The organism is Flectobacillus rivi, from assembly GCF_030056655.1.
GTDB lineage: Bacteria > Bacteroidota > Bacteroidia > Cytophagales > Spirosomataceae > Flectobacillus > Flectobacillus rivi.
In genome coordinates this window covers 190,077-205,800 of record NZ_JASHIE010000002.1, presented here as the reverse complement: position 1 = coordinate 205,800, position 15,724 = coordinate 190,077, and the positions used below count along the sequence as shown (strand labels likewise).

Below are 15,724 nucleotides of genomic sequence, written 5' to 3'. Positions count from 1 at the left end.
TTGTGCCTGTTTACTTTTTCCGAATAATGTAGAAATGAAAATTTATACCTATTTATCTTGTTTCCGAGAGCTTTGTATATCCCTGTACGGTAAACTTATTTTGTTTGTTCCTTTCTGAAAATGAGGTAGTTGCTACAGGTTGAGATCCATCCCTAGATTTGAAAGCTACTACTATGTGCGCACCATAAATAGAGGCTTCATATCCATCATAAATATCCATGCGTGCAATATGCCCCATGGGTAGAGTAGTTTGGTCGAGCATATCTGGACCAATTTCGAATCCATCCAGAAAATACTTAATAATCAAATTGGGCATATATTTAGCAGCTCTCGGTCCTATGAATTGCTTATAGTAATTACCCATAAAATTCTGTCCTAAAAAGCGTTTTTGAATATCAATCGATTGTGTTGGTTCTCTCGAAAAGAGATTCATATCATATTTTTTATTATTTGCTTTGCCTTTTACAATTACTTCTTTCAACTCCTTAGATTTCGCAATATCGGCTTTCTGAATTTTCTCAAAAGTCTCCTTTTGTGCTATCCTTATTTCTTCTTTTACTTTTGGAGTTTTGAATAAACGCCAATCAATCTCTAGCGCTTCAATCTGGATTTGAGCGATATAGTCTTCATCTATTTTGAATGGAATGGATTCTTTTTGATTTTGAACAGATATGGTAGCAGTCGCTTGGTTATAAAAGTCTAGATTATGAAAGGTAAACAATCCGCTTTCATCCATTTCTGCAAAATGAATCCCAGAAGTAAACGACGCAGGTATGTCATTGCTTTCTAAAAGCATTGTTACACTAAGCTTTTGGGGACTGACTTTAGGATTTGATATTAACTTTCCTTTTACTTCAATATTATCTTGAGGGAAATATTGATGGTGTTTGTTTTTGTCTAGTTTGTAAAGCTTATTTTCAAGCGTGAGAAGCTGAAGATTGATGTCATCATTAGATAAATGGCTCAACTTACTACCAGTTTCTGTATCTAGTAACCATTTTTTCTTTGTAGAGTCAATGCTAGGTTGCTCTATGTAATACATTTTCTGACATAGTACTTCCATGTTAGCATTCACAAGTGAAAAGTTGATAATGCCTGGGGCGATGTTTTGGGTATTGAAATCTATTCTTGTAGAGTTTTTCGGAGAAAATACTGTAAGTTGATTGATTATTTCCCCTTGCTGGTGAATGAGTAAAAATAAAGTGTCTTTAACTGGTTTTACATTTTGTACTCTAATTTTTAGCAAATCACTTTCGGGTATTTTATCAACCAAGATGGTATTGCCACTCGCAAGAGTTGGAGGTAATGGCAGGATTTTATTACCCAATTTAAGTTGGTAAATATCTTGAAGTGACGGTTGAAATTCCAATGTTCCAATGCCTTGTTTATTGGTCTGGATGGCAATGAGGGTGTCTTTTTGATTGCTCATAAGCCATACTTTTTCTTCGATAGGATTACCAAAGTTGTCCTTTACCTCAAATGCGATTCTGTTCCAGGTTTGGGTAATGGGTTGGTCGAAAAATCGAATGTTAGTATCTATTTTGGTCGTAGAAATATCTTTTTCATAATTGACATTTAATATGGTTAGATTTTGCTGTGGGATGAAAAAATTTCTGGCCCAATTGGTATAAACTCTAACCGTATAAATACCTGAGGCTAATTTAGCGTCTGTTTTAAGGGTTTGTTTTACTTGACCATCCTTAATTTTGAATATCCATCTGTCCACCAAAGTGCCAGTTTGGGGATAAACCAAATCAATATACAATGGAACACTTAGAGAGGAAGCTTGAAGAGTTACAGCATCAAAAATCGTTGCTGTCAGTTGAATATCTTCGCCAGCTATATAGGTACTTTTGTTGAGCTGGAATAAGATTTTTTCAGGTCTTAGTACGACAGAAGTGGAGTCATTTTGGGCAATAGCCCCCTTTTGACAAATAGAAAGAAACGATAAAATAGTGGAAAAAATGGCGATTTTGCACATTTTCGAAAGCGTTTGTAGAATAGGAGTTTTCATCAGTTATTAGGTTGTTAAATTGTAATATCGAACTATTAAAAGAGCTTAGAGTAAATATAATATAAAATCCTAAATCAACTATTTAGTGCAGAATAAGCCAATGTCCTTTACAAGGATAATAGCAATTATTAAAATGAGAAAAAACAAAAAAGGCATAGAAATTCATGTTTGAAGTAAGAAATAATGCTTCAATCCTGAACCTCAATGCCTTTTCTAAATTAATCACTTATCTATCTCGGTCCACGTGAGCGACCACCTCCACCACCATTCGAACTTTGTCCTCCGCCGTTTCCTGCGCCACCACTGCTACGTCCTCCTCCATTTCCACCACCAAATGACCCGCCACCGTTGTATGATCCACCTCCACTACGTCCAGCTTCTGCGCCTGAGCGTCCACCTCCATTTCCACCACCAAATGACCCGCCACCGTTGTATGATCCACCTCCACTACGTCCAGCTTCTGTACCCGAGCGTCCCCCTCCATTTCCACCACCAAATGCCCCGCCACCGTTGTATGCTCCACCTCCATTACGCCCAGTTTCTGCCCCTGAGCGTCCACCGCCGTTTCCACCATAAGGATTGCCTCCATTACCATTGTATGCCCCGTTGTTGGCACTATTGTTACCACCGTAGCTTCCACCTCTTTCAGAGTTGTTTCCTCCACGATTACCGCCATTGTTACTGTAGTCTCTCCAGCTATTTACATTTCCATCAGAAGGGCGTTCGGTGTTTCCACTGCGTGGGCTATATCCATTGCCTCTGCCATTGTTATAATCTCTATTAGAGCGGCTATTGTTTCCGTAGTTGCCACGATTTCCATAACTGTAATCATTGCCACGGTTATTTCCTCCATAATTGGGATTAGAATTGCGATAATAACCATTATTCGAACGACCATTATTGCTATAATATCTATCACGGTCATAATTACGATATGGCATTGGGCGACCAGCGTAGTAATAACTACTAGGACGGCCGTAATAATAGTTTACGTAATTGCGATAATAATTGCCAAACGAGCCATAAAGTACAGGATAACGACGATAATAACCCCCATAATAGAACCAATCTGCAAAGCCATACGAGGCATAGCCATAAAGTCCTACGCTACCTATACCAAATGAGAATCTGAAATCATACCAGTAAGAGCTTGGGTACCAAAGTGGCGTAGTGTACCAGTAAGGATAACCACACCAATATGAATATGGGTTTGAGTAGTAGGCACGACTTGGATTGTTATTATAGTAGTTATTGGTGATATAGACGTCTTGGTCGCGATTGGGCAAAACATAATTATTACTTTGAGCGTACTCTTCAGCAGCTTGATCTAATTCTTTGGCTGCATCTGGATTGTCGTTAAGTTTTTTCTTGTACTCGGCTACGTCATACTGACGTTGTGCCACCATGGAGTCATGTAACTCCGACAATTCTTTGTTCAAACCTTCACGGTCGTTGGTATAGCGTTCACCCAAACGAGCAGTCAAATCTCTATTATCAGACATTAGTGTCATGACATCAGGATAATTGGCCAATTGACGAAAAGCAGACTGTGTACTAGGGTCAAGGCTTTGAATCATTTGCTGATATTCTTGGTCAGCATTTTGATTAAGTTGATAGATTTGAACAATCACATCACGATTACTACGATATAAAGACCAAGCATTATCTTTCAGAATCGAACTTGTATTGGCTACTAAATCATCTACATCATTACGACGAAGATTGGTGTTTGTTGCAAATGTGTTCAAAACGTTTGGATAACGAGTTACTTCATAGAAGTATCCTTGCTCTTTTTGACCAAAACCTTTAATTAAATCTTGAAAAGATTTTTGGCTACGAGTACGAATTTGTTGTGCTCTGTCTAAAACGTTTTGATTTTGACTAGCCATCAATATCGACTGACGAACATCCGAGCTGTAAGGAGCAATAGATTGCAAAAGCCCTTTATCCGTTTCGAGTTGATTATTTTGGGAAAAAATAAGTGTTTTCGTTACTAAAATCAGTAAAGCCGAAAGTATAAAGCGATAGTAGCCATAGTTTGGTTTTTCTATGGATAAAGCTAAAGTTGCTGAATGAGATTGAACTTCCATGGGCTGTGTCATTATAAAAAATGATAATTTACTCTTATAACGAAATTGTGTTCGTTTTTCTTCGGAAATATGAAGGGAATCTTTTTAATTTTAAAGTCCTTAACAATCATTAACAATAAGTGTCGATAAATGCGACTTTATTGTAAACAGTCTGATTTTCACAAATATCCCTTTATTCAATCACAATGAAATATTTTGCGTTGCTTTTTGCCTTGATTTTTCTGCTATTTGCTGGGTGGCAATATAATGACCCAGATCCCATACTGTGGATTCCAGTGTATTTGGTACCTGTTTATGTATGTGTACAAGCGTTTAAAGGAAAATATAATACCGAGTTGTTGGTAGTGCTAACGATTATGTCTTTTGTAGCAGGACTCAATACTTGGTTGCAGATGACGTCATGGGAAGGCTTTTTCTCAGAAGGCGAAGGAATTTCTATGAAAACCATGAACCAAGAATTAGCTCGTGAAGCTTGCGGTTTATGGATTTGTACAGGTACGTATGTAGTATTTTTACTGAAAAGTATGTTAGGTAAGCTTTAGGCTGTAAGCCGTAGGAATTAGGCAGAAAAACTTTCATTAAAAAAGGCGTTCGAAATATGTTTTCGAACGCCTTTTTGGGTATTAATGTGTTCCCATCTTTCAGACGCAAAGCATTGCGACTCTACAATTAAAAATAATCACACATTCACTCAAACACTAAATCTCTCAATGGTTTACTCTACATCTTTCCACCAAGGATTTTGTAATAATGAACCGTTTATGACAACAGGTTCGCCAATTCTTGGGTTGGTAAATGGTAGCCCTAGTTCTTTTGCGGATTTGGTTACACGTTCGATAGGCTCTTTCCAAGGGTGCAAAGCCAACGTAAATTTACTCCAGTGAACAGGCATAAGTACTTTGGTATTCAAATCTTTTGCAGCTTGAGTTACTTCTTCTGGCATCATGTGAATATATTTCCAGTAATAATTATACTGACCACATTCTAAAATAGCCAAATCAAAACTTCCGAATTTCTCTCCGATTTGTTTGAAGTGCGAGTCATATCCTGAGTCTCCACCCAAGTATAATTGTTCTGTTGGCGTTTTTAAAACATACGAAGACCAAAGCGCCAAATTACGAGTAAACTTACGTCCAGAGAAATGTCTGGCAGGCGTTGACGTAATTTCAAATCCTTCGATAGGTTGAGCATTTTGCCACCATTCTAATTCGATAATATTTTCAGGGTTAAAACCCCAATATTCAAAGTGTTGACCAGTACCCAAAGATGTTACTACTTTCTTAACTTTTGATTTCAAGGCTGTCACAGTTGGATAATCCAAATGGTCGTAGTGATCGTGGGTAATGAGTAAAATATCAATTTCAGGCATATCTTCTACGCTGTACACATTACTCCCCTCGTAGTTTTTACCAAAAAAAGAAACAGGCGAGGCATTGCCACTAAATACAGGGTCAACCAAAATATTTTTTCCATTGGTATGAATCAAATAAGAAGAATGTCCAAACCAAATAATTTGTGTGCTATCGTTCGATAGGTTTTTAAGATCAGTTTTTATAGAGGGAATAGTCTGCTGTGGCTCTTTATTGGGGATGGTTTGGAGTTGAGCTTTGATGATGTCCCAGTAAGAGGCATCTTCAGCCAAAGCAGGAGTGGGGCTCAGATTTTGAAAAGCACCATCTTTGTAATAAGGCGATTTTTGAATACGTTCAAGTCTTTTTCCTTGTGGTTCTTGTCCAAATTGTGCTTGTTGCATAAATATATAAATTCCTAGCGCAACAACAACTAGAAATACCAATACGTAAATAATCATTTTTTTAAGTTTTTGTAACATAGAGAAAGAGTTCGAAATCTCAGTAATAAAAGTTTTAACTACTTGATTTTAAGCATTGCTATAGACGAATTATTACTTCGCTTTAGTACAGACAAAATAAAGTGAATTTGAGTTCAAGAATAATGAATAAAAATTCATTTTATTTTTTTGAATAAAAAAAGTTATTTGTTAATAGCATATCAGTTAATGGCATTAACGAATCATAAGGAACGTGTGCCATAGTTGAGATTACTGGACAAAACGACTAAGAAGCATACAGGGGTGATTTCGTTACTCAATTTTATTGTAACAGTTTTAAACTGTTTAAAAACGTAAATCCAAGACTAAGTATTGAACTAGGAATTTCAATTTTATCTAATGATTATGATAGAATTGGTATTCTAACCGTAGAGACGTAATATTTTACGTCTTAAGCCAAGTCAAACATACTGTAGAAATATCAAAAAAGCGGTCAGAAATTACTTTCCGACCGCTTTTGATGGTAATATATCGTTATACTAATAAAACGTAGATTTAAGGAATAATCACTCATTCACTCAATAATTCTAATTATTCATAGTTCAGCACTGGAGCAAGCCATCTTTCTACAGTTTCCAAATCCATACCTTTACGTTTGGCATAGTCTTCTACTTGATCTTTAGCGATTTTGCCCAAGCCAAAATATTTAGCATCTGGATGAGAGAAATACCATCCTGAAACTGAACTAGCAGGATACATGGCAAAACTTTCTGTTAACGTAATGCCGATTCGTTCTGCTTGTAACAAATCAAATAACGCGCGTTTTTCGGTATGGTCTGGACAAGCTGGATAGCCTGGCGCAGGGCGAATACCTTGATATTCTTCTGAAATCAGTTCTTCATTCGAGAATGTTTCTTCGTTGGCATATCCCCAAAACTCTTTACGAACTCGTTCGTGCATCAATTCTGCCAATGCTTCTGCCAAACGGTCGGCAATAGCTTTGAGCATGATAGAGTTGTAGTCGTCATGGTCTTTTTCGTATTGTTCCAACAAAGTTTCGATACCCAAACCTGCTGTAACAGCAAATGCACCAATATAATCTTCTTTACCACTAGATTCAGGAGCAATAAAGTCAGACAAACAGATATTTGGCAACTTAGAAGCTTTTTGTCCTTGTTGACGCAAATGATGTAATACCGTTTGTGCTTGTGGAGATACCAATTCTCCTTCGCTATTTACAGCTGTATTACTCAACACTCTGTAGCCTTTCCCTTTCAATGTACCTTGTCCTGCGGCATCATATTCGTATTCCTCGAAAGGATGAAGAATAATATCATCTTCGATAGAGTTGGCAGGATAAAAACCAATTACTGCACGTGCTTTGAGGCTTTTTTCTGAAATCACTTTCTGAAGCATTTTTTGTGCATCTTCATAGAGTTTTTTGGCTTCGGCGCCTACTACTTCGTTTTCAAATATTTTTGGATATTTTCCAGATAATTGCCAAGTCGAGAAGAATGGAGTCCAGTCGATATACTTGGCGATTTCGGCAATATCATAGTCTTCAAATACCTTTGTACCCAAGAATTTTGGTTTTGTACCTTGGAAATTACTCCAATCTATCGCCGTTTTATTTGCACGAGCGGCATCGATAGAAATATAATTTTTATCACGTTTACGACCTGCATGTTCGTCACGAAGACGAGCGTATTCTGTCTTGATTTCGTCGTAAATTTCTTGGTGAGTTTTTTCATTTTGCATCAAACGACCCGCCACAGGAACTGAGCGAGAAGCATCCAATACGTGAATTACTGGACCGTGATAATGTGGGTCGATTTTTACCGCTGTATGGATACGAGACGTAGTAGCACCACCAATCAATAATGGCATGGTGAAACCTTGACGTTCCATTTCTTTGGCAACTCCAACCATTTCGTCCAATGAAGGAGTAATCAAACCCGATAGCCCAATGATATCGACATTATGTTCTTTGGCTGCTGCCAAGATTTTGTCAGTTGGCACCATTACGCCCAAGTCAATCACTTCGTAGTTGTTACAACCCAATACCACCGAAACGATATTTTTACCGATGTCATGAACATCGCCTTTTACCGTTGCTAACAAAATTTTACCTGCACTAGTACTTCCACCTCCAGCTTTTTCTTCTTCAATAAATGGAAGGAGATAAGCCACGGCCTTTTTCATTACACGTGCCGATTTTACTACTTGTGGCAAGAACATTTTTCCTTCACCAAACAAGTCACCTACTACGTTCATACCGTCCATCAGTGGCCCTTCAATTACTTGTAAAGGTCTTTCTACTTGCTGACGAGCTTCTTCTACATCTTGGTCAATAAATTCGGTAAGTCCTTTGATAAGAGCGTGTTCCAAGCGTTTTCCTACAGGCAATTGACGCCAGCTATTGTCTACAACTTGTTCTTTACCTTTTGATTTTACTGTTTCTGCAAATGTTACCAAACGCTCTGTTGAGTCTGGACGACGGTTTAATAAAACATCTTCGCAAAGCTCCAACATATCTTTTGGAATATCGTCATATACGCCTAGTTGACCAGCATTTACGATACCCATATCCATACCTGCTTTGATGGCATAGTACAAAAATACGGTGTGCATTGCCTCTCTTACAGGTTCATTTCCTCTGAAAGAGAATGAGATATTCGAAACACCTCCTGATACCTTAGCATAAGGAAGGTTTTCTTTAATCCAACGAGTTGCATTGATAAAGTCCACCGCATAATTGTTGTGGTCGTCGATACCTGTTGCAACAGTCAAGATGTTAGGGTCAAAAATAATGTCTTCTGGAGGGAAATGTACCTCATCCACCAAAATACGATAGGCACGCTCGCAGATTTCGATACGTCGCTCGTAAGAGTCAGCTTGTCCTTGCTCGTCAAATGCCATTACTACCGCAGCGGCACCGTAGCGTTTTACTTTTTCGGCAGATTCTATGAATTTCTCAACGCCTTCTTTTAATGAAATCGAGTTTACAATAGACTTCCCTTGTACGCATTTCAACCCAGCTTCAATCACTTCCCATTTCGAAGAGTCAATCATAATTGGCAAACGAGCAATATCAGGTTCAGCCATCAAGAGATTCATGAACTTGGTCATAGCCTGTACACCATCGATCATCCCTTCGTCCATGTTCACGTCTATTACTTGGGCTCCTCCATCTACTTGCTCACGTGCAACGGCAATCGCTTCATCGTATTTATTGTCACGGATTAAACGAGCAAATTTTTTCGAACCAGTTACATTACAACGCTCTCCAACGTTCACAAAATTGGTTTCTTTCGTAATTTTCAAAGGTTCTAAACCTGAAAGCTTTTGAACAGGTTCAAGCGCTGGAAGCTGACGAGGAGGATATTTTGCCGCAACATCTGCAATAGCTTTAATATGCGCAGGAGTTGTTCCGCAACAACCTCCAATAATATTAATAAAGCTATGTTGTAAGAAGTCTTCCACAATCTCGCTCATTTGCTCAGGCGACTGGTCATATTCTCCCATCTCGTTTGGCAAACCTGCATTTGGGTGAGCCGAAACCATGAAAGGAGCATTTACAGCAAGTGTCTGCACGTAAGGACGCATCAAATCGGCACCGAGGGCACAGTTTAAGCCAATAGATAACAATGGCATGTGCGAAACAGAAGTCAAAAATGCTTCAGTTGTTTGTCCCGATAACGTACGACCCGAAGCATCAGTAATCGTTCCTGAAACCATTACAGGAAGATATTCTTTTTCGGGGTGATTTTTGAAGAATAAATCAATTGCGAATAGGGCAGCTTTGGCATTTAAGGTATCGAAAATTGTTTCTACCAATAATGCATCTGCACCACCATCTACCAAACCACGAATTTGTTCCGTATAAGCTTCTACTAATTCGTCGAATGTTACTGCACGAAAACCAGGGTCATTTACGTCAGGTGAAAGAGATAAAGTACGGTTAGTTGGTCCGATAGAACCTGTTACAAAACGAGGTTTAGTAGGATTTTTTGCCGTAAACTCATCCGCTACTTCACGAGCAATTTTGGCCGAGCAGTAATTAAGTTCATACACATATTCTTCCATGTGATAATCAGCCATAGCGATAGACGTTGCCGAAAACGTGTTTGTTTCAGCAATATCAGCACCAGCCTCAAAGTACATGGCATGAATTTCCTTGATTACGTCAGGACGAGTAATCGAAAGCATATCGTTGTTGCCTTTTACCTCGTGCGGAAAATCTTTGAATTTTTCACCACGGTAATCAGCATCAGTCAATTTATATTGTTGGATCAAAGAACCCATTGCACCATCTAGTACAAGGATTCTATCTTTTAAGATTTCACGGATGTTCGGACGCATCAGTTTTCTGGTTAATTATAATTTTATCGGTAATGTGTTTTCAAATAGACTAGTAGCCAAAAGAATAACTATTTTAGATTATACCATACTGAAATAGTACCCTTGTATTACTTCATTTTTCTAGCTAAAAGCCTACAACTCGAATCTACTTCTACAAAGTTACATCAAAAGATAATATTTGTTTATTGCTTCTTTTAAATTAGATGTATTATCTTTAAATAAAAATATTTTAGAGAGTTTATCTAAATATTGAAGTGTTTTTACTAGAAAAATGAAAAAATAACGGCTATGAAACTCGATTCAATTGACAAAGCGATTCTTAGAAATCTACAAGAAGATGCTCATCTTACCACCAAAGAACTTTCGAATCGGCTCAACTTGTCGCCTACACCTGTGTACGAAAGGGTAAGAAGACTTGAAAAAGAGGGAGTCATTAAAGGATATGTGGCGTTGGTCGACAGAGAAAAAGTGGAGAAAGACTTGATGGTATTCTGTAATATTCGTTTAAAAGAACACGCCCAAGAGGCTGGTGCTAGATTTGTGCGTGATGTGGTTCAATTAGAGGAGGTTATGGAATGTTACAATATCTCAGGCGAATACGATTTTATGTTGAAAATTGTCGTAAAAGATATGCGTGAATATCAGAGCTTTTTGATGAATCGACTCGCCTCTCTCGATAATATTGGCAGTACGCATAGCACTTTCGTGATGAGCGAAATAAAATCCAAAACAGCACTAGAAATATAGAAAGTGCTGAGTTTTGAATTTTGAATGCTGAGTTTTATTATTCACGGCTATCCTATCCATGAGTCCTTTTGAATTTAGTGAATGGTGGTTGAGTGATTTAGTGATTGTTTTCTACATGATTTTCGCTTGTAGAGACGCAATGCTTTGCGTCTAAATAGTGTGTATTCATCAAACAGGTGTTTACCTTCATAGAAATATCCTGACATTCAATCAAAAAGGCGTTCGAAAAACTCATTTCGAACGCCTTTTTTTAGACGCAAAGCATTGCGTCTCTACTGCTGGAATGTAGATTTAAAGAATAATCACTCATTCACTCAACCACCATTCACTAAATCATTTACTCCGCATTCAAAACTCAAAACTCTACACTTATTTTACTCTTCCAGATAATCCAAATCTTTGTTATGTGTTTCTGGAATAGTTAGGATAGAATAGAAGGCTAGTACAAAACAAATAATGCCCACAATAGCTGCTGCGTTGAATACATCCAAACTTGGTTTTAGTCCTGAGTAAAGCGAAGTCATCCCAATCACCGTTCCACGAACCATATTAGGTACCGTTGTAGCGGCTGTGGCTCTGAGGTTGGTACCAAATTGTTCTGCTCCTATGGTCACAAACATTGCCCAGTAACCAACAGAAAAGCCTGCAAATACACAAACGGTATATAATTCCTGTGCAGAGTTCATACCCGCGTAGAGGTAATAAATACTACAAATCAAGGTAAGTACAAGTAATAATGAAACGGACTTTTTACGAGAGCTTAAAAACTGAGAAATAAAACCACTTGCCAAGTCACCAATAGCCAAACCTATATAACAAAACATAATAGCTTTCCCAGGTTTGATTTCTTCAGCAATGCCTAATTTTTCCCCAAACTCATTCGCAAATGTTGCCAAAATACCAATCACAAACCACGTTGGCATACCAATCGCAATACACTTTAAGTAACGCGACAAGCGGTCGGCATTGGTGAAAAGTGCAAAGAAATTCCCTTTTTTTACCCCTGTTTGATGCTTAATATTTTCGAACATACCTGATTCGAAAACACTAATACGAAGTAATAGCAAAATCACTCCTAAGCCCCCACCTACAAAGTAAGCAGTACGCCAGCCACCAAATAATTCTACGGTGAAATACCCCGCCACGGCGCCAAACAAACCCACACCAGCTACAATAGAGGTTCCAATAGCACGAAGTTCTTTGGGTAATACTTCTGATACCAAGGTGATACCTGCGCCAAGTTCGCCAGCCAAACCAATGCCCGCCACAAAACGTAGTAGCGCATAAGTGGTAGGGTCTTTGACAAAACCACAACCAATATTAGCCAACGAATAAGTAAGAATTGAACCAAATAATACCGACAAACGACCTTTTTTATCACCTAAGATACCCCATAAGATACCTCCCAATAATAAACCGCCCATTTGCCAGTTAAGAATATTTTTGCCAATAACACCGATTTCTTCCTTACTAAGCCCCATATCTTGTAAGCTTGGTACACGTACAATGCCAAAAAGCAAAAGATCATAAATATCGACAAAGTAACCCAAGGCGGCTACAATCACAGGAATACTGAAAAGATGCTGTAAGTTGGTTTTCTGAGAAAGATTTTGTTGCATAGTTTAGGGACTTGATTATATGTTGTTTTTCATAAAGAGAAACTCGAGTTGAATACTACTCTTTTTAGTATAGTAATTTAGTGATTCCTTTTCTAGTTACAAAGGAAGAGTGAGTTTACCTGACGGTACAATATGCTAAAATAATTTTCGAGCTTCGTCTTTTACAAATGCCAAAGCAGACTCAGTACTGAAATGTTGATTTTGTAAGACCTTTTCGATTACTTTTTTAGATAATTCAATCGATGGAGCATTCGGGTCTAATTCCTGAGCCGAGAGGTTAATCATTGAAATGGTTTCGTTCAAGGCATTTTTTACACTCAACCATGCGTCGTCACTGACATATAATTGTTGTGAAAAATTATGAGCTAGCTCTGCACGGATTTCAGCAACTAATACTTGCTGAAAGCTCACAACATTGAACTCGGGATTAGACAAGCGAATGAGGAGATTGTTGGGTAACATTCGTTCTAGTAATAAACAGATACGTTCATAAGCCTCTAGGCGAATGGGTAATACCGTTTTTTGAGCTTCAAAACGCTGTTCAAGATTTTTTTGTGTAAATTCTTTTCTCAAAAAAGAACTCAATGTCAAGTACATAGCCCAAAGGACTAAACTAGCAGGTACTAATACTTTAATTAAATCGGCAACTATTTCCATAAAGTTGGGGTTTATCTGTAATACTTTCTGCCAAGAGCTTTGTCAGTTTTACAAATGATTAAATACATTTTGTAATGTAGGGTTATTAACGTTGTTTTGTGGAAAATCTTTCAAAAATAAGTATTTTCGCCCTGAACTGTATAGCTTCGTTTGAGAAGAAGCAAATTGTGTACAAAGTCAGTCATATCAACCGAATTGTTTTTAGACACGAATAATGAATAGTCCAGCAATAATTCCAATTACGATTACTGAAATTGCTCAACAAGAAATTCTAAAAGCACTTACCATCAAAGGAATTCCTGAGGATTATTACTTGAGAGTAGGTTTGAGAGGAAGCGCCTGTAGTGCAAGTTATCTGATTGGATTTGATAAAAAAGAGGATCACGATGAGTTATACGAAATAGATGGTATTCAACTCATTATCAACAAACATCATCTTATGTACCTAATCGGCGTAGAGCTTGATTTTGAGGAAGATGGAAATGGATTTACGTTTAATAAATAAGCAAAAAGCTACTGCATAGAAAGAAGAAAGCATGAAAATTGCAGCGATTGACATAGGCTCTAATGCCGCCCGAATGCAAATCTCGAAGGTATTAGAGAATGACGGAAAAATTAGTTTTAAGAAGGTAGAATACGTTCGTTTTGCGCTTCGACTTGGACACGATGTATTTAATGAAGGAGAAATTAGCCCTGAATCAGAGGTGCGTATTTTCAAATTATTGAATGCCTACAAATTATTGATGGACTTGCACGAAGTAAAAGATTACATGATTTGTGCTACTTCTGCCATGCGTGAAGCTGGAAATGCTGAGGCTATTATCACGCGTATCCATAAAATTTTGGATATGAAAATCAATATCATCGATGGTTCGAAAGAAGCTGAATTGATTAATGATGTGGTGGTTCAGGCTTTAGATGATAGCAATTATTTGCATATCGATGTAGGTGGTGGTTCGACAGAGTTGAATATCTACATGAATCGTCAGAAAGTAGCTTCTCGTTCATTCAAAATTGGCTCTGTACGTTTGCTTGAACACAAAGAGCGTGAAGGTGATTGGGAAAAAATGCGTAAGTGGATTGAGATGCACGTAGACCCGTCTAAATCTCAGGTAACTGCTGTGGGTACAGGAGGTAATATAAATAAACTCTTTAATATTGCTTCGAACCACGATACCGAAACATCGATGAGTTTGAAGGAGTTGACAAAGATTAAAGAATATGTGGCTGGTTTTACTTATGAAGAACGAATTAATAAACTTCGTTTGAATGCTGACCGTGCCGATGTAATTGTGCCAGCTGCCGAAATATATCTCAACGCCATGAAATGGGCTGGAGCTAAAAGTATTATCGTACCAGATTTAGGATTGAAAGATGGAATCATTCAGATGGTCTACGAAAAAATCCAGAATAGAAAGAGAGACAAATAAGGTAATTGTGAGTTATGAATTGTGAATTGTGAATCACTCACAATTCACAATTCATAACTCACAATTATTTAAAACACCGTTACTCCACATTCTACAGTGTAAGATTCTCCTGCACTGATTACCAACAAATTTTCTTTTGAGTTAAGTGCATTGGTTGGGGCTGTCATTGGCTCGATAGCAATGCGGTCTCCTGTTGGTGGCGTGTATACAACGCTATAATTAAATTGTTGCTCTCCTGCTTGTTGCCATACTTTTATCGACAAATCTTGTTTGTTAGATTTGAGAATAACCTCTACAATTTCTTGTTTTTCTACGGCAAAAACCGCATCTAAAATCTGCCCATCCAAATTAAAACCTTCTGCATAATGCTTTGACGTTCTATCTACTGGACACATTTGATCGTCGAGTAAGTATTGGTGTGTCGATGGGAAACTAACAGTCCAATCATTTTTGGTTTCGCCTTCAATACTAAAGTACGGATGCCAGCCAAGGCTAACTGGGAGATTTCCAGAACCAATGTTATTAATGGTATAACTAAGTGTTAATCCTTTTGCATTTAAGGTATGCTTGATCAATAATTGAAAAGGAAAAGGATAACCTACATAACCACCCTTGTATAGATATTCTAACGTTAAGACTGCTTCAGTTTCAGATTCGGTAGTTTCATACACTTTAAAAGGAGACGTGTACACAAATCCATGAAGGGCATTTTGTAAACCTACTTCATTGAGTGGCAATTGATAACTAGTACCTTCAAATTCATATTGACCACTTTTTACACGATTTCCCCAAGGAAACAAATGTGTAGAAGGATAGGATAACAGGCTCGAAAGTAGTTCTTCAGGGGTATTGCCACAGTTGATGATTTTGTGTAAACCAGTCTCTGTTTTTAAGACTAATTGATGAATAATTCCTCCTAATTCAGGTAAGATATGTACGGCTTCATTAGTAGAAGGATTTTGAAGAACATATTCATTGAATAGTCCAAAGGTACTTTGGGTGATTTTCATGAGAGT

11 protein-coding genes are annotated in these 15,724 nt (G+C 37.8%); 4 read left to right on the top strand and 7 right to left on the bottom strand.

Translation table 11 applies throughout. The features are described 5' to 3' along the window. Nucleotides 1-52: 52 nt before the first annotated feature. Nucleotides 53-2,014 carry a hypothetical protein gene (locus QM481_RS03305; RefSeq protein ID WP_283380644.1) on the bottom strand — a complete coding sequence of 654 codons (1,962 nt, stop codon included), beginning with the start codon at nt 2,012-2,014 and terminating at the stop codon, nt 53-55. Between the two features lie 230 nt (nt 2,015-2,244). Continuing rightward, complete coding sequence (locus tag QM481_RS03300; protein ID WP_283380643.1) at nt 2,245-4,104, bottom strand: hypothetical protein; 1,860 nt, start codon at nt 4,102-4,104, stop codon at nt 2,245-2,247. Nucleotides 4,105-4,289: 185 nt separating this feature from the next. On the opposite strand from QM481_RS03300, the gene QM481_RS03295 reads away from it, so the two are divergent. Continuing rightward, entirely contained in the window at nt 4,290-4,646 is a 357-nt protein-coding gene (locus QM481_RS03295; protein ID WP_283380642.1) for a transmembrane 220 family protein, read from the top strand. A gap of 173 nt (nt 4,647-4,819) precedes the next feature. On the opposite strand, the gene QM481_RS03290 is transcribed toward QM481_RS03295, so the two are convergent. Next, on the bottom strand, nt 4,820-5,935 hold the full coding sequence (locus QM481_RS03290) for an MBL fold metallo-hydrolase (protein WP_283380641.1): 1,116 nt from the start codon (nt 5,933-5,935) through the stop codon (nt 4,820-4,822). A 549-nt stretch (nt 5,936-6,484) separates the two neighbouring features. Next, nucleotides 6,485-10,255: a methionine synthase gene (gene metH, locus QM481_RS03285; protein ID WP_283380640.1), complete on the bottom strand. Its 3,771-nt coding sequence runs from the start codon at nt 10,253-10,255 to the stop codon at nt 6,485-6,487. A 288-nt stretch (nt 10,256-10,543) separates the two neighbouring features. Here metH and QM481_RS03280 point away from each other — a divergent pair, with 288 nt between their 5' ends. Then, nucleotides 10,544-11,002: an Lrp/AsnC family transcriptional regulator gene (locus tag QM481_RS03280; protein WP_095160303.1), complete on the top strand. Its 459-nt coding sequence runs from the start codon at nt 10,544-10,546 to the stop codon at nt 11,000-11,002. Nucleotides 11,003-11,376: 374 nt separating this feature from the next. On the opposite strand, the gene QM481_RS03275 is transcribed toward QM481_RS03280, so the two are convergent. Both QM481_RS03275 and QM481_RS03270 read right to left on the bottom strand, forming a co-directional pair. Then, the gene (locus QM481_RS03275; RefSeq protein WP_283380639.1) at nt 11,377-12,621 is read right to left on the bottom strand and encodes an MFS transporter; all 1,245 of its coding nucleotides are present in this window, start codon (nt 12,619-12,621) and stop codon (nt 11,377-11,379) included. A gap of 135 nt (nt 12,622-12,756) precedes the next feature. Next, the gene (locus tag QM481_RS03270) at nt 12,757-13,278 is read right to left on the bottom strand and encodes a DUF7935 family protein (RefSeq protein ID WP_283380638.1); all 522 of its coding nucleotides are present in this window, start codon (nt 13,276-13,278) and stop codon (nt 12,757-12,759) included. 214 nt (nt 13,279-13,492) lie between these two features. On the opposite strand from QM481_RS03270, the gene QM481_RS03265 reads away from it, so the two are divergent. Further along, the gene (locus QM481_RS03265; protein WP_166553322.1) at nt 13,493-13,783 is read left to right on the top strand and encodes a HesB/IscA family protein; all 291 of its coding nucleotides are present in this window, start codon (nt 13,493-13,495) and stop codon (nt 13,781-13,783) included. A gap of 31 nt (nt 13,784-13,814) precedes the next feature. Then, nucleotides 13,815-14,708: a Ppx/GppA phosphatase family protein gene (locus QM481_RS03260; protein ID WP_166553321.1), complete on the top strand. Its 894-nt coding sequence runs from the start codon at nt 13,815-13,817 to the stop codon at nt 14,706-14,708. Nucleotides 14,709-14,776: 68 nt separating this feature from the next. Here QM481_RS03260 and QM481_RS03255 read toward each other — a convergent pair whose 3' ends face one another. Further along, nucleotides 14,777-15,718, bottom strand: a complete 942-nt coding sequence (locus tag QM481_RS03255; RefSeq protein ID WP_283380637.1) for an aldose 1-epimerase — start codon at nt 15,716-15,718, stop codon at nt 14,777-14,779. Nucleotides 15,719-15,724 lie beyond the last annotated feature (6 nt).